This window comes from Alistipes communis (assembly GCF_006542665.1).
Lineage (GTDB): Bacteria > Bacteroidota > Bacteroidia > Bacteroidales > Rikenellaceae > Alistipes > Alistipes communis.
The window spans coordinates 1,159,624-1,172,964 of sequence record NZ_AP019735.1 but is presented as its reverse complement, the minus strand read 5'-3'; the positions used below and the strand labels follow the sequence as shown (position 1 = coordinate 1,172,964).

At 47.1% G+C, this 13,341-nt stretch carries 18 protein-coding genes; 8 read left to right on the top strand and 10 right to left on the bottom strand.

Annotated features, from left to right (window positions below):
* The first annotated feature begins 18 nt into the window (after positions 1–18).
* Genes traN through FMF02_RS04710 form a run of 5 tightly spaced genes read left to right on the top strand, consistent with a single transcriptional unit; the run spans position 19 to position 3,517 of the window.
* Positions 19–1,005, top strand: coding sequence for a conjugative transposon protein TraN (traN, locus tag FMF02_RS04730; RefSeq protein ID WP_004291522.1), 987 nt, complete (start codon positions 19–21; stop codon positions 1,003–1,005).
* 2 nt (positions 1,006–1,007) lie between these two features.
* Positions 1,008–1,583, top strand: coding sequence for a conjugal transfer protein TraO (locus tag FMF02_RS04725; protein ID WP_004291523.1), 576 nt, complete (start codon positions 1,008–1,010; stop codon positions 1,581–1,583).
* A gap of 7 nt (positions 1,584–1,590) precedes the next feature.
* Positions 1,591–2,493 (top strand): DUF8464 domain-containing protein, encoded by a 903-nt coding sequence (locus FMF02_RS04720; protein WP_004291524.1) that lies wholly within the window; start codon positions 1,591–1,593, stop codon positions 2,491–2,493.
* Positions 2,490–2,993, top strand: coding sequence for a DUF3872 domain-containing protein (locus tag FMF02_RS04715; protein ID WP_004291525.1), 504 nt, complete (start codon positions 2,490–2,492; stop codon positions 2,991–2,993). The genes FMF02_RS04720 and FMF02_RS04715 overlap by 4 nt, the downstream gene beginning before the upstream one ends.
* Entirely contained in the window at positions 2,990–3,517 is a 528-nt protein-coding gene (locus FMF02_RS04710) for a glycoside hydrolase family protein (protein WP_004291526.1), read from the top strand. Before FMF02_RS04715 ends, FMF02_RS04710 begins: the two co-directional genes overlap by 4 nt.
* A gap of 396 nt (positions 3,518–3,913) precedes the next feature.
* Here FMF02_RS04710 and FMF02_RS04700 read toward each other — a convergent pair whose 3' ends face one another.
* Complete coding sequence (locus tag FMF02_RS04700) at positions 3,914–5,200, bottom strand: IS1380-like element IS615 family transposase (RefSeq protein ID WP_007567149.1); 1,287 nt, start codon at positions 5,198–5,200, stop codon at positions 3,914–3,916.
* Positions 5,201–5,390: 190 nt separating this feature from the next.
* Between FMF02_RS04700 and erm(F) the strand changes: the two genes are divergently transcribed.
* From erm(F) to FMF02_RS14005, 3 genes are all read left to right on the top strand, one after another.
* Positions 5,391–6,191: a 23S rRNA (adenine(2058)-N(6))-methyltransferase Erm(F) gene (gene erm(F), locus FMF02_RS04690; RefSeq protein WP_141412361.1), complete on the top strand. Its 801-nt coding sequence runs from the start codon at positions 5,391–5,393 to the stop codon at positions 6,189–6,191.
* 745 nt (positions 6,192–6,936) lie between these two features.
* On the top strand, positions 6,937–8,232 hold the full coding sequence (gene ltrA, locus FMF02_RS04685) for a group II intron reverse transcriptase/maturase (RefSeq protein WP_007567572.1): 1,296 nt from the start codon (positions 6,937–6,939) through the stop codon (positions 8,230–8,232).
* Positions 8,233–8,574: 342 nt separating this feature from the next.
* Positions 8,575–8,778, top strand: a complete 204-nt coding sequence (locus tag FMF02_RS14005) for a hypothetical protein (RefSeq protein WP_004316914.1) — start codon at positions 8,575–8,577, stop codon at positions 8,776–8,778.
* Between the two features lie 33 nt (positions 8,779–8,811).
* On the opposite strand, the gene FMF02_RS04675 is transcribed toward FMF02_RS14005, so the two are convergent.
* The 9 genes from FMF02_RS04675 to FMF02_RS13770 all read right to left on the bottom strand — a co-directional run bounded on the left by FMF02_RS04675 (position 8,812) and on the right by FMF02_RS13770 (position 12,660).
* Entirely contained in the window at positions 8,812–9,120 is a 309-nt protein-coding gene (locus FMF02_RS04675; RefSeq protein ID WP_004304290.1) for a hypothetical protein, read from the bottom strand.
* Between the two features lie 53 nt (positions 9,121–9,173).
* The gene (locus FMF02_RS04670) at positions 9,174–9,419 is read right to left on the bottom strand and encodes a DUF6956 domain-containing protein (protein ID WP_004291529.1); all 246 of its coding nucleotides are present in this window, start codon (positions 9,417–9,419) and stop codon (positions 9,174–9,176) included.
* The gene (locus FMF02_RS04665; RefSeq protein ID WP_004304291.1) at positions 9,416–9,649 is read right to left on the bottom strand and encodes a DUF3873 domain-containing protein; all 234 of its coding nucleotides are present in this window, start codon (positions 9,647–9,649) and stop codon (positions 9,416–9,418) included. The genes FMF02_RS04670 and FMF02_RS04665 overlap by 4 nt, the downstream gene beginning before the upstream one ends.
* A 19-nt stretch (positions 9,650–9,668) precedes the next feature.
* On the bottom strand, positions 9,669–9,926 hold the full coding sequence (locus tag FMF02_RS04660; RefSeq protein WP_004291531.1) for a DUF8466 domain-containing protein: 258 nt from the start codon (positions 9,924–9,926) through the stop codon (positions 9,669–9,671).
* 24 nt (positions 9,927–9,950) lie between these two features.
* Entirely contained in the window at positions 9,951–11,282 is a 1,332-nt protein-coding gene (locus FMF02_RS04655; RefSeq protein ID WP_004291532.1) for a PcfJ domain-containing protein, read from the bottom strand.
* Positions 11,279–11,695: a PcfK-like family protein gene (locus FMF02_RS04650; RefSeq protein ID WP_004291533.1), complete on the bottom strand. Its 417-nt coding sequence runs from the start codon at positions 11,693–11,695 to the stop codon at positions 11,279–11,281. The genes FMF02_RS04655 and FMF02_RS04650 overlap by 4 nt, the downstream gene beginning before the upstream one ends.
* A gap of 13 nt (positions 11,696–11,708) precedes the next feature.
* Positions 11,709–11,930 (bottom strand): hypothetical protein, encoded by a 222-nt coding sequence (locus FMF02_RS04645; RefSeq protein ID WP_004291534.1) that lies wholly within the window; start codon positions 11,928–11,930, stop codon positions 11,709–11,711.
* Positions 11,931–11,941: 11 nt separating this feature from the next.
* Positions 11,942–12,157 carry a hypothetical protein gene (locus FMF02_RS04640; RefSeq protein ID WP_004291535.1) on the bottom strand — a complete coding sequence of 72 codons (216 nt, stop codon included), beginning with the start codon at positions 12,155–12,157 and terminating at the stop codon, positions 11,942–11,944.
* Positions 12,158–12,318: 161 nt separating this feature from the next.
* Positions 12,319–12,660, bottom strand: coding sequence for a hypothetical protein (locus tag FMF02_RS13770; RefSeq protein WP_227962251.1), 342 nt, complete (start codon positions 12,658–12,660; stop codon positions 12,319–12,321).
* Between the last annotated feature and the right edge of the window lie 681 nt (positions 12,661–13,341).

The window sequence follows — 13,341 nt, the reverse complement described above, 5'->3', positions numbered from 1 at the left end:
CACTAAAATCCAAAAGTAATGAGAAAAGTAATCATCATGTTTGCCCTCGCTATGGGCATCATAACTGCCAACGCGCAGGAGAATGTAACCGTTGAAACGACCAACGGAAGTGAACAACCGACCTTGACGAAGGAGGTCTATCCGCAGAAGGAGGCGGACGGCGACCTATATCACGGGCTGTCACGCAAGCTGACCTTCGACCGCATGATACCGCCGCACGGTCTGGAAGTGACCTACGACAAGACCGTCCACGTCATTTTTCCGGCGGAGGTGCGCTATGTCGATTTAGGCTCGCCCGACCTGATTGCCGGGAAAGCCGACGGAGCGGAGAACATCATCCGTGTGAAGGCTACCGTAAGGAATTTTCCCAACGAAACGAATATGTCCGTCATCACGGAGGACGGCAGTTTCTACACCTTCAACGTGAAGTACGCCGCCGAACCGCTGTTGCTCAACGTGGAGATGTGCGACTTCATCCATGACGGCAGCACGGTGAACCGCCCGAACAACGCGCAGGAAATCTATCTGAAAGAGCTGGGCAGCGAAAGCCCGATGCTGGTGCGCCTTATCATGAAGTCCATCCACAAACAGAACAAGCGCGAGGTGAAGCATATCGGCTGCAAGCGTTTCGGCATCCAATACCTGTTGAAAGGCATCTACACGCACAACGGCTTGCTTTATTTCCACACGGAGATAAAGAACCAGAGCAACGTGCCTTTCGATGTGGACTACATCACTTGGAAAATCGTGGACAAGAAGGTTGCGAAGCGTACTGCCGTGCAGGAGCAGATTATTCTGCCGCTCCGCGCGCAGAACTACGCCACCCTCGTGCCGGGCAAAAAGAGCGAGCGCACGGTCTTCACGATGGCGAAGTTCACCATCCCCGATGACAAGTGCCTCGTGGTGGAATTGAACGAGAAGAACGGCGGCCGTCACCAGTCCTTCGTGATTGAGAACGAGGATTTGGTACGCGCGGGTACCATCAACGAACTTCAAGTACGCTGACCATGAGAAAGTACATCGCAATAATCATCGCGTCGCTTGCCCTTTTTACAGGGCAGGCGCACGCCCAGCGGTGTCTGCCGAAGATGCAGGGCATCGAGGTGAGGGCGGACATGGCGGACGGCTTCAATCTCGGCGGCAAGGACGGCGGGTACAGCTTCGGGGCGGCTCTCTCCACCTACACGAAGAAGGGGAACAAGTGGGTGTTCGGTGGCGAATACCTGTTGAAGAACAATCCCTACAAGGACACCAAGATACCCGTGGCGCAGTTCACGGCGGAGGGCGGCTATTACTTCAAGATACTGTCGGACGCCCGAAAGATTGTTTTCGTCTATGCCGGGGCTTCGGCTCTCGCCGGATATGAGGCGGTAAATTGGGGGAAGAAGGTGCTGCATGACGGCTCCACGCTGCACGACCGGGACGCCTTCATCTACGGCGGTGCGCTGACGCTCGATGTGGAGTGTTACGTGGCAGACCGTATCGCCCTGCTTGCCAACCTGCGGGAGCGTTGCCTTTGGGGTGGCGACACACGGAAGTTCCACACGCAGTTCGGGGTCGGTATCAAGTTCATCATCAACTGACACGGGCATGGAAAGGACGGAAATAGATGCTGTCAGAAGGATGCCGCTTGCGGATTTTCTCGCACGGCTGGGGCATGAGCCTGTCAGAAGGAGCGGTAACGAGCTGTGGTATCTTGCCCCGTACAGGGGCGAGCGCACATCCTCTTTCCGTGTGAACGTGGCGAAACAGCTCTGGTACGACTTCGGTTTGGGCAAGGGCGGCGACATCTTCACGCTTGCCGGGGAGTTTCTGCAAAGCGATGACTTCATGAAGCAAGCGAAGTTCATAGCGGAAGCCGCCAATATGACGGTTGCCGGATGGGAAAAGCCCGTCTATCTCTCGAAGCCGACCGAATCCGTTTTTGAGGATGTGGAGGTCGCTCCGCTGCTCCGCTCACTGCTGACGGAGTATTTAGAGGAACGGGGCATCCCTTACGCCATCGCATCCCGTCACTGCTGCCGCTTGAACTACGGTGTGCGTGGAAAACGGTATTTTGCCGTTGGCTTTCCGAACATGGCAGGTGGCTATGAAGTCAGAAGCCGATATTTCAAGGGTTGCATACCTCCGAAGTCTGTATCACTGGTAAAGGCGAATGACATCCCGGCTGACGAGTGCCTCGTGTTCGAGGGCTTCATGGACTTTCTCTCTGCCGTGACGCTTGGTGTAACCGGTAACGCTGACTGTCTTGTGCTGAACTCAGTCGCCAACGTGGAGAAGGCGGCGGGATTGCTGGACGGATACGGGCGCATCGGCTGCTTCCTCGACCGTGACGAAGCCGGACGGCGGACGCTTGCCGCACTTACCATGCGATACGGGGAACGTGTCACCGACCGTTCCTCCCTCTATGACGGTTGCAAGGACTTGAACGAGTACCTGCAACTGACAACGAAAAAACAGAAAAACAACCATCTAAAAATCGAAGAACAATGAACATACTGAACAACAGAAACAAGAGAACATCAATATTCAAGGCAGTGGCGTTATGCCTGATAGCCGCCATGTCATTCACCCTCGTGTCATGTGACGATGACATGGACATCCAGCAGTCCTATCCCTTCACGGTGGAGGTCATGCCCGTGCCGAACAAGGTAGTAAAGGGGCAGACAGTGGAAATCCGCTGTGAACTGAAAAAGGAGGGCGACTTTTCGGGTACGCTCTATACCATCCGCTATTTCCAGTTCGAGGGGGAAGGCTCGCTCAAAATGGATAACGGCATCACCTTCCTGCCTAACGACCGCTACCTGCTGGAGAACGAAAAATTCCGCCTGTACTACACGGCGGCGGGTGATGAGGCGCATAATTTCATCGTGGTGGTGGAGGATAACTTTAGCAACTCCTACGAACTGGAATTTGACTTCAACAACAGGAATGTAAAGGACGACGATCTTACCATCGTTCCCATCGGCAACTTCAGCCCCTTGTTGAAATGATGCGTGTATTCATGACAATGCTCTGTTCACTTCTGACGGTCTGTTCTGTGTCCGCGCAGATCAGCCGCCAAGAGGGAACGGACGGGCAGGCGGCAATCTACCGACTGCCGCTTATGGAACGTGCTTTTTTATGCTGCCGCTACTTTGAAGGCTGGCACTCAGAAAAACACTACCCATACGTCGGTTGGGGTCACAAACTTTTGCCAAACGAGAAGTATTCGGCACGAACCATGACAAAACGGGATGCGGATGAACTTTTGCGGAAAGACCTGCGCAAATTTGTCGCCATGTTCCGTAAATTCGGGGTTGATTCGATTTTGCTTGGCACGTTAGCTTACAATGTGGGACCGGCGAAGCTGTTAGGCAGCAAAACAATCCCCAAAAGCACCTTAATCAAGAAGCTGGAAGCTGGTGACAGGAACATCTACCGTGAGTATATAGCCTTCTGCAACTACAAAGGAAAACGCCACGCCATGCTGCTCAAACGGAGAAAGGCGGAGTTTGCGCTGTTGTATATCCCATAAAAGGACTGACAAAACTGGCAAAAGACGTGCCATATTTAACTTGGCACGTCTTTTGCTCTATCACTTGATAGATTATCGTAGGATTTTCTCGTTAATTGACATCGTTGAGCCATTTTTGCCTATCGGTTTCCAAATAACACTTCAAGTTGTAAGTGTTGTGAGAGCAATACAAAACATAGTTATTAACCATAAAAAGTATAGCGAAATTATGAAGAAAGTATTTAGCCTTAAATCCGCAACTCCATTCCCGAAGTGCTACCTACATAAAGAGAAATGGACTTTTGATTCGTAAGATAACCATTAAGTCCTCGCGTCCGTTTCAATGCGCATACCATCCCCTTACCCCATAAAGCGACTTGAGGCAATACGCAATCAGTGGCCATCAAGTGATGTAAATCATCCGGAAGAAGTTTTGAAGGCTTCTGCATATGCATGGTTGTCGGTGTAGATATTCAGCACACATTGCCTTGCGGTCTTAATCCACTTGGCAGGTACTGAAATGAATTTGAAGACAAACGTCTTGATACGGCTGGTTTCCTTGAGCCCGAACTTCTTCACTTCAATCCTTTGCATGATGGCCTTGTAGAAATTGCGTATCAGTGCCGTCAGGAGCAGGAACACGGTATTTTCCGCCATGAAGGATTTAGGCAGTCTGTCCCATCCAAACCCATTGTTCATGTCATCAAAGACGCGTTCCTTGCCACCGCGCATGTTATAGAACTCCACGATGTCCCTCATGGATGATTCGTAATCGTTGGTCAGGATGCAGCGGTATGTATATTCCCCCTCCCACAGGTCCGGTCCACTGCCCATGCGTCTCTGTCTCTGGATTACCAGGCGATACGGTTTGCCCTTCCACTTCTCAACGAGAATGGAGTTCAACTCAAACACGATGCCGTTTATCTCTTCCTTCTTCCACCCTCTGAGCGCGAAGATGTCATCATAGAGCGAGCAGCAGCGGTTGGCGCGTATGTAGAATGTCCTGCAATGCTTCCTGACCTCATCCACAATGTCTTCAGAGCATGAGCCGCAGTCGGCCCTGAAGCGTTTGACTGTCAGCTTCTTCTCTTCAAGTCTCTCCAAAATCCTCTTTAGCGTGTCCTTCTGGTGAAAGCGTACATTGGTGTTGCCGTCGCTGTTCTCTATGCCGACAATCATGTCGCCGATAACGGCCACACCGGACCTGTAACCAAGAAATTTCTTGTACGTGGGCTTTGCATCGTACTTCTCCGCCTCAATGAACTGGTGGTCAAAGTCAACGTCATACTCCCCGCCCTCTTTCAACTGCCCTGTGGACAACAGGCAATTCAGGAGCAATGTGTTGAGTGTGTCTGCCGTATTGAAATCATAGGACTTTCCGGCATCAGACGTGTATGAGATGTTTTCCCGGGTCAGTTCGTTTATTGCCCTAAGGATGGTGTCGGCGCTACAGGTGCGGAGTGTGGGGTGAAGGGAAAGATGACTCATTAAGTGGGCGGTGACATCCTCAACGCAAGAACCGCCGCAGAAGTAAACGCATAGGAGGGAGCGGATGATTTCGCTGTATTGATAACCATAGAGTTTGCATCTCAACCCAAGTGTTGAGTCAATTGTAGAGGAGAGAAGGGAGGTAAATTGCTCCATGATTGGAAATATGCCTCCAAAAGGAGTGAGTCTTTCGGATTTTATTGCTACCTTTGCCATGCCTGTTGCGGTTTTCTTTGTCTTTGGATTCGCAACACTAAGGTAAGTGAAAACGCTGACATGGCAAAAACCTGGGCAACAAAATGTTGCTCAGGAACTTATAAAAATAATTATCAATTATGTTGCGGAATTAAGGTTTAGGAAAATTCAGAAAGGAACAATTCAAGTATTCACCTGTAAGAAGTTACTAATGACAAAAAAGAAATTGCCCGTTCGTTTTACGGGTCAGCACTTTACTATTGATAAAGTGCTAATAAAAGATGCAATAAGACAAGCAAATATAAGTAATCAGGATACGGTTTTAGATATTGGGGCAGGCAAGGGGTTTCTTACTGTTCATTTATTAAAAATCGCCAACAATGTTGTTGCTATTGAAAACGACACAGCTTTGGTTGAACATTTACGAAAATTATTTTCTGATGCCCGAAATGTTCAAGTTGTCGGTTGTGATTTTAGGAATTTTGCAGTTCCGAAATTTCCTTTCAAAGTGGTGTCAAATATTCCTTATGGCATTACTTCCGATATTTTCAAAATCCTGATGTTTGAGAGTCTTGGAAATTTTCTGGGAGGTTCCATTATCCTTCAGTTAGAACCTACACAAAAGTTATTTTCGAGGAAGCTTTACAATCCATATACCGTTTTCTATCATACTTTTTTTGATTTGAAACTTGTCTATGAGGTAGGTCCTGAAAGTTTCTTTCCACCGCCAACTGTCAAATCAGCCCTGTTAAACATTAAAAGAAAACAGTTATTTTTTGATTTTAAGTTTAAAGCCAAATACTTAGCATTTATTTCCTGTCTGTTAGAGAAACCTGATTTATCTGTAAAAACAGCTTTAAAGTCGATTTTCAGGAAAAGTCAGGTCAGGTCAATTTCGGAAAAATTCGGTTTAAACCTTAATGCTCAAATTGTTTGTTTGTCTCCAAGTCAATGGGTAAACTGTTTTTTGGAAATGCTGGAAGTTGTCCCTGAAAAATTTCATCCTTCGTAGTTCAAAGTCGGGTGGTTGTCAAGATGATTTTTCTGGTTTGGTGTCGTCTTTTAAGCTGCCGCATAACGAAAAATGGTAGCCGTAGTTGCCGGATTTACAGCACTTTCGTATCAATTTAGCACTTCGGTTCGTTAAAAGCACCAAAGTATCAAGTTGGCACGAAAGCCGGCAATTATCGGCTACCATATGTGTGTGCCCTGCATATGCAGGACACACCCCGAAAGCTTTTCAAATAGTTCAAAAATACAAATTTAGTTTTACGAACCAAGTTTTCGGGGTGTTATTTTTCCAGAGGGTGCAAGTCCCTTACGAGCGGATTGAAACCCCGAATCGTTAGCAAGCTGCAAGGTGGTTTATCGTGAGGTATGCACTGAAGGAAGCAGAACTGCAAAAGTCTGTACCGACGAACAGAAAGTACATAAGAGGCATAACAATAAGGATGAGTATCCACAGCAATACGAAGTCCAAAACAGTGTTCTGAACATGCTATTAAATCAGATTATTGTTATGTAGATGTACCGGCGATAGACGGAAGGAAAAAGCATTTACCAGGGGAGGTCTTGGCGATTACGAGTTAATCAATCCAAGAAGTCAGCAGAGGTCATAGTACTTGAGGGCAAACGAGGTGCGAATAGATACCGCATAGGTCTCACAAACAAGGAAGGACTGAACGTAAAGAGGTTTTCAATAGGTAACGGAACACATAGTAGCCCTACTTAACGAAAACAGGTTAAAAACAACTAAAATGATAACAAGAGTAGTACATCCGTTTAATCTTCAAAGAGCATTGGAACACGTGATTGCCAATAAAGGTAGTGCGGGTGTTGATGGTGTTTCTATAAGAGAGCTCCGCAAGGTGTTTTCTGAAAAGAAACTACAACTGATTGAAGCAATCAAACAAGGCAACTATCAAGTACAACCCATTTTAGGTATTGAAATTCCGAAAGGAAATGGGAAAACTCGATTATTGGGTGTTCCCACCACTACAGAACGTGTGTTGCAACAAGCCTTAGCACAAACTATTGCACCACTTTTTGAGCCCGAATTTAGTAATTACAGCTATGGATTTAGACCTCACAAGAATGCCCGACAAGCCGTTGGACAATCTCGGGATTACATCCATTCAGGATTAAACCACATTGTGGATATTGACCTGAAAAACTTCTTTGATGAAGTTGACCACTGTTTATTACTGAATTTAATCTATCAAAAAGTGAAATGCAAAGCTACCATGCAACTCATACGCAAATGGCTCAGAGCACCTATTAAAATCAACGGAAAGCTACGAAAGAGAAGAAAAGGCGTTCCGCAAGGAAGCCCTTTAAGTCCATTATTGTCGAACATTTTACTACATCAACTGGATAAGGAAATGACTCGAAGAGGACACAAATTTGTACGTTATGCGGATGATTTTAGTATTTATTGCAAAAGCCACAATCAAGCCAAGGCAACAAGAGTGGTAATTGAAAAGTTTTTGAAAAACAAACTCAAATTAACTATAAATGAAGAAAAGAGTGGTATCAGAAAACCAATCCACTTCACAATTTTGGGTTTCGGATTCGTACCTACGTACGAGAAAGGAAGTAAAAATCAATACCAACTTATTGTATCGGAAAAAGCATGGAAGAAACTAAAAGAACGACTTAAAACAATCACCCGAAAAACCACACCAGCCACATTTGAAGAGCGTATTGCCAAGATAAAAGAAGTGCAACGCGGATGGTTGAACTATTTCCAAGGCACGAGTATTTTGGGCAAATTACGAGATTTAGATGGTTGGCTTCGCAACCGACTGCGCTATTGCATTTGGCATCATTGGAAAAAACCCGAAAGGAAAAGGAAAAACCTGATTCGATTAGGTGTAGACCAAGACCATGCCTACGCTTGGAGCAGAACACGGAAAGGCGGTTGGGCAATAGCACAAAGTCCTATTCTAGGCACTACCATTACTTTACAACGCTTGAAGAAAAGAGGATATGTTTCCTTAACTGAATTACATTTACAACTTAACCCATCTCTTTGCGAACCGCCGAGTACGTGACCCGTACGCTCGGTGGTGTGAGAGGCGCACTCCGTCAGTTACTGGCGGAGCCGTCTACTCGATTATGCGGTCGGTTTTCATTTTCTCTTCTTTCTCGTTAATTTGTCAAGCAAAGTTACTAAATTTGCAGTCAAGCAATTTCAATTTTTGAATTATGTATTTCAGCAGACCTTGGACTTCTATCTAAGTGATAGGCAGTCCTGAAAATTCCAATCTCTTTTAGGTCAAGACAATTAGTCTATGGGTTTCGTGTACCGACTTTTTTGTAAAGGCGTTACGTTGTCATAGTTGCTCTGTCGGGTAATACTGTCTATTCACTTCTCCACGATTTCAACAACAAAAATGATTGAACGTATCAAATCGTTGGGGGAAATGGAGACGAAGCAGAAATGTGTAGTTCAACGGTTCGAGATTATCATTCCCCTCCACCAAAAAATAACGACCCAATATATAGCCTCCGCAAGTTTTACTTGCGGATTTTTTAGTTATCGCAGATTGGACAAAGGTTTCTTTGCTACTTTCTTTGTCCGCCATCATGCTCACTGAAAGAAAGTAGGGCGGCTCTCGCCGCCCCGCCACTCAAAAGCGTGTGTAAAGTCCCGTCACCATCGTGAACATTTCCTCCAGCATATCAAAATAGATACCCTCGTGTACGGCAATGTCCTTTGTCTTGCACTCAAAGGTCTTTTTGCTGAACGTCCTGCGGTAGAAGCGCATATTGTAGAGGTCTGCCCCTTCGTCATAGATGATGTCAAGGCGGTTGGCACTTGTTTTGTTCCTTGCAAGGCTCATCCGTAAGCCGTTGCCCATATCTATGAAATCACGGCTACCTGTCATGGCGGTGAAGCGTTTTCCGCCTATCTGCTGTAATATCGTCTTGGCTATCATATCTTTTGTTTTTAGGGTTTTAAGTATTGGCGGTGCGGACACCGCCATCCCGTTCAAAATTCTCGCATTTCGGAAATGGGGGTCTGCCGTTGTAGCCACTCTTTCACACATTCCATATTGTACTCGCTCGTGATGACTGCCGTATGGCTGTCGGTGGCGGTGAAACGTGTGCTTTCGTAATCATCTATCCACCCCTTGAGGGTGTCCGTTCCCCACGCTCCGGTATCGTCAAAGATACCGTCCAATGCCGTGATAGGTTCGCTGAACTTGACTATCAGCGTTTGATAGGTCGTGTTCATAGTCTGTCCTCCTTTCCCTTCTTTGCGTTCAGCCACTTGTCCCGTGCGGCTCGGCACTCGTCCAACGTGGGTTTGACACAAGAGAACAATTCTCTGTCTATGGGGTGGCGGTAGTCGTACTGCACAAGTGTCCGCCTGCGTCTTCCGATACCCGATTGGAAACGCTCGTATTTCTCCGTACCTGCTTCCGCGCAGGTGCTTACTCCGTTGATGGTCATTCGTGTTGTCATAATGTTGCTTTTTAGATGGTTAAAAATGTACTGACAGAACTCTGTTCTTCATCACCATTTCGGGGTTGCTTGTGTAGCGTTGGTGCAGGTAGAAATGGTGTGAGCCGAAGCCGTAAAGGAAAAACTTGTCAAGTTCGTGCTTCTCGGCAAACTCCTTTACGCTCTTTCTCAATTCCCCCTCACTCGTTGTGAGAGTGAGGAGGTTCACAAATTCAAGGAACATCGTGGGGATTGCATCATCCCACACACAAATCATACTTTCAATTCTTACTTCCATATCAATGTTGTTTTAGGGGTTATGCTATGCCGCTTTCATCCGCTCACGGATAAGGTTGGCGTTCTTGTTCACAAGGTCTATGATGCGCTCGTGATATTCGGTGTCCTGGTTGTGCTTGCCGTGGCACTGCACCACTTCGAGGGTTCGCAAGTCCACCTCTACGGTTTCAATAATCTCATCGCCAATCCTTGCCGATAGTATGAGGGTGTCGGCTTTCTTGTAGTATCCACTGCCAAACACGCAGATGCCCTGCGTCTTGCCCTCGTTGTAATACTCGTCTATGCTTTCAAGCACCTTGACGATTATTTCCTCGTCCGTGATTACCAAGCCGAAGAATTTGGATTTGTTGGCGATGAAATCCTCCGCATCTTTCTTTCGTTGGAGTTGTCGCTGTTGCTCACGCTCACGCCTTTCAATCTCCCAACGGCGTTGCTCTGCGGCTCTTTCCTTCTCGTGTATGGCTTCAATTTTTCGGGTTGCGTTGTCGTGTGCCGCCATGAAATCTTCGGGACAGATGTTCTTCGGGTTACGGAGGTCTTGACCGAGTTTTTTGAGCATACGCAGATAGTCGCACCACATTGAGAGGTTGTCTATCTGATACTTGTGACGCTTGGCAATCAGATATGATGCCCAACATTCATCGGCAGTACGGGTATTGAAAAGAAAGTGTTTCATGACCTCAATCTCACCGCCTTTCATAAGGGTTTCAATTCTTGGGTCTGAAAGCAAGGCTTTGAAAAGACGCACGGGGGAGATGCCGTGGAAATCGCCCTTGAAGCCGTTACGTCTGAGTTGGGGCAATATCCTCATCTTTGGATATGCACAGCTTCTTGCCACCACATCATCGTATAGGCTGTTGTGCGGTCTTACCTCCATATCGCTGCCTAATGCCCACACATCGCAATAGCAGAAAAGGAAGCCACGGAGCAACGCCATGTCCGTAACCTTGCCGTCGGGTGAAATCCAACGCTGCACGACCTCGTGGCAGTAGAAACGCATCGGTTCGCCTTTCCTGCTCTCGCATCTGACCTGCGCCACGCGGATTACCTGATACCCTTTGCAGGTGGTTATCACGCTGAAATTCTGCGTTTCCTTGTAGATGCGTCTGCGTGTGTCCTGCACTTTGAGTTCGGCATGGCATTTGGGGCAGGTGCAGCCTTCAAGGGTGTCGCATAGTCCGCTGTCGCTGTGCCACTCGTGACCGCAGTCGGAACAGGTGATGTTCCCTTTCTTGGTGCGGTAGCCGATATGCTCAACGCAGTGGCGGTATGCCCAATCTATTTGTGTCGCTGATATGGGGCGAAGGTTGGCGGAAAGTCTTGCCACCTCTTTCTGTATCTTGGTCTTCGGTTTCATAAGCCTAAATCAAATAATGAGGGTTGGGGTTGGTTTTCTTTTCTCGCTGACGGTCTGTGGCGGTTCTGCAACTTGCGGAGTTCCTCCTCTTGGTATTTGCGGACAGCGTTCTGACGTGCCTCCGCCTTTTCCTCTGCCGTGAGTTTCACAACGTGGTTCACAACCACTTGGCAGTCCATCGGTTTGCCCACCTCTATCTCGTTTTCCTCATAGTAGTGGATGGCTTGCCCGAATATTTCTCCGTCCGTGAAACCGTTGCAACCGCTTTTCTGCACATAGTTCAGAATGTGGGTCACGCACTCGTCCATGTTCTTGGCAGGGTTGCGGTACTTCTTTGCAAATAGCGCATCTTCCTCCGCACGCTGTTCCAAGTACATATATATCGTTCTCTTGAAATGGTCTGTTCCTTTCATATCGCTGTCATTTTTAGATTATCTGTTTCAGTATCTCTCTCCAATAGGTCGGCTCTACCTCGCTGAGAAGGAAGTCCATGAAATCCCTCCGTGCGTCCTTGTTCAGTTCGTGGTACAATCTTCGGAAAGTTTCAAAATTGCCGTTGATGTACGTTTCCACCATATACACGAAGATGTTGTCCACCTCGTAATATCTGCACTGCTGCGCTGCCGTCTTGCTGTTTCTTTTTGCCATGTCGGTAAGGGTTAAAGGGTGAATAACCAAAGGATGAAGCCAAAGAAGGCAATGGTGGAAAGGATAGCCACGATTACACCTATCGCCACTCGGAACACTCCGTTTACAATCTCTCTGATGATGCCCCAAAGGATGCCGAACACCCCGAAGGCGGTGCGCATCATCAAGCCGCATATCGCCAACCCGATGTGTTGCGCCATTTGTCTGAAATTTGCCGTTGCCGTCATATCTTCGCTGTTTTTGATTTTTTTGTTTTTAATGCGGATTCAAGAGCTGAGGGAGTTGAGTTTCAAACTATCTTATCTGCCTCTCGTTTATCCGACATTTTTTTTATGCGTCTTTCTGTCGCATCGGTCGTTTTCGTTTCGGGTGCTTGAAAAGGTAGGGATTAGGGAATGCAAGGTTTTTCGGTCAAAATACTACCCGCAGGGCTGGAGATTTTTACCGAAAACAGGAGGCTTGACCTTGCTTTCCCGTCCAATCCCGGAATTACCTTTGCGCCCAGAACGAAAATGACTGACTGATGCGGCTTACTGAAAGGCGCAAAATGGAGGTAAACGAAAACAGAGGCAGATTGTGTAGAAAAAAACTTCAGGGGAAAATCCGTAAAAAAAAGAATCACCAAAAGGAAAAAGACATCACCGGAAGCGTGAAAAGGGCAAACCACAACAAAGGAAGTATGATTGTTTCCGATCCGACGGAACTTGTTCAGCCGGGTGGCAACAATCATTCTTCCCGGTTTGTCCGGCTGTGTGTGGGCGCCTGTTTCATTCATGGGGCAGGCTGACACACTCTGCATTCACTTTCCGCTTCCGGCAAAAGAGACAGCGAAAAAAGAAAAATCATTTGAAAACCCGTAAAAGCACCTCTTGGCATAGGCGCAAAAGAAAGGGGCATTGCTTCATCTGTCTAAACATCGTTTAGGCGTGAGGCAATGCCCTTTTCTCCAGCTATGCGGTAGTCGGCACACGTTTGTTCCAAACTCGTTTTGGGCAATGGTGTGCCGACGGACAATACCGCTTTTACGGAAAATTCTTATGAATGAGGGGATAAAAAACGGGAGTTTATATCAAAATCTCGAATTAAATAGCTACTTTTGCATACGAAGAGTTCTTTGAAGGTTACGCAACGCGCAGAAGGATAATGCAGTAGATAACTAACTAAATCGTAACCTATTACTATCAAGAGCAATTAACCTACGCTCATTTCCAATAAATTACACTCTTTTCGTAACTTCGCGACGCAAGAATATGAAATTAAAATGCAATCAATACCTAACGCCTGTTGCGTTATACGGATTCGGCCGTAACGGAGATCCCCGACCGGCTTTGTTTCGAGGACGTCTCCTGTTTCATCCGTTATTTTCGCAGGCCGGTCGGTTGTACGCCGCTGCGATTCAGGGAGCGGGCGG

Coding starts and splice junctions, on each gene's coding strand:
- FMF02_RS13770 (WP_227962251.1), bottom strand. CDS start 12,660: ATGATTGTTGCCACCCGGCTGAACAAGTTCCGTCGGATCGGAAACAAT.
- FMF02_RS04700 (WP_007567149.1), bottom strand. CDS start 5,200: ATGGCAAAGGTAGCAATAAAATCCGAAAGACTCACTCCTTTTGGAGGC.
- FMF02_RS04645 (WP_004291534.1), bottom strand. CDS start 11,930: ATGGCAAAAAGAAACAGCAAGACGGCAGCGCAGCAGTGCAGATATTAC.
- FMF02_RS04715 (WP_004291525.1), top strand. CDS start 2,490: ATGAACATACTGAACAACAGAAACAAGAGAACATCAATATTCAAGGCA.
- FMF02_RS04675 (WP_004304290.1), bottom strand. CDS start 9,120: ATGATAGCCAAGACGATATTACAGCAGATAGGCGGAAAACGCTTCACC.
- FMF02_RS04710 (WP_004291526.1), top strand. CDS start 2,990: ATGATGCGTGTATTCATGACAATGCTCTGTTCACTTCTGACGGTCTGT.
- FMF02_RS04650 (WP_004291533.1), bottom strand. CDS start 11,695: ATGAAAGGAACAGACCATTTCAAGAGAACGATATATATGTACTTGGAA.
- ltrA (WP_007567572.1), top strand. CDS start 6,937: ATGATAACAAGAGTAGTACATCCGTTTAATCTTCAAAGAGCATTGGAA.
- FMF02_RS04655 (WP_004291532.1), bottom strand. CDS start 11,282: ATGAAACCGAAGACCAAGATACAGAAAGAGGTGGCAAGACTTTCCGCC.
- FMF02_RS04640 (WP_004291535.1), bottom strand. CDS start 12,157: ATGACGGCAACGGCAAATTTCAGACAAATGGCGCAACACATCGGGTTG.
- traN (WP_004291522.1), top strand. CDS start 19: ATGAGAAAAGTAATCATCATGTTTGCCCTCGCTATGGGCATCATAACT.
- FMF02_RS14005 (WP_004316914.1), top strand. CDS start 8,575: ATGATTGAACGTATCAAATCGTTGGGGGAAATGGAGACGAAGCAGAAA.
- FMF02_RS04660 (WP_004291531.1), bottom strand. CDS start 9,926: ATGGAAGTAAGAATTGAAAGTATGATTTGTGTGTGGGATGATGCAATC.
- FMF02_RS04670 (WP_004291529.1), bottom strand. CDS start 9,419: ATGAACACGACCTATCAAACGCTGATAGTCAAGTTCAGCGAACCTATC.
- FMF02_RS04725 (WP_004291523.1), top strand. CDS start 1,008: ATGAGAAAGTACATCGCAATAATCATCGCGTCGCTTGCCCTTTTTACA.
- FMF02_RS04665 (WP_004304291.1), bottom strand. CDS start 9,649: ATGACAACACGAATGACCATCAACGGAGTAAGCACCTGCGCGGAAGCA.
- FMF02_RS04720 (WP_004291524.1), top strand. CDS start 1,591: ATGGAAAGGACGGAAATAGATGCTGTCAGAAGGATGCCGCTTGCGGAT.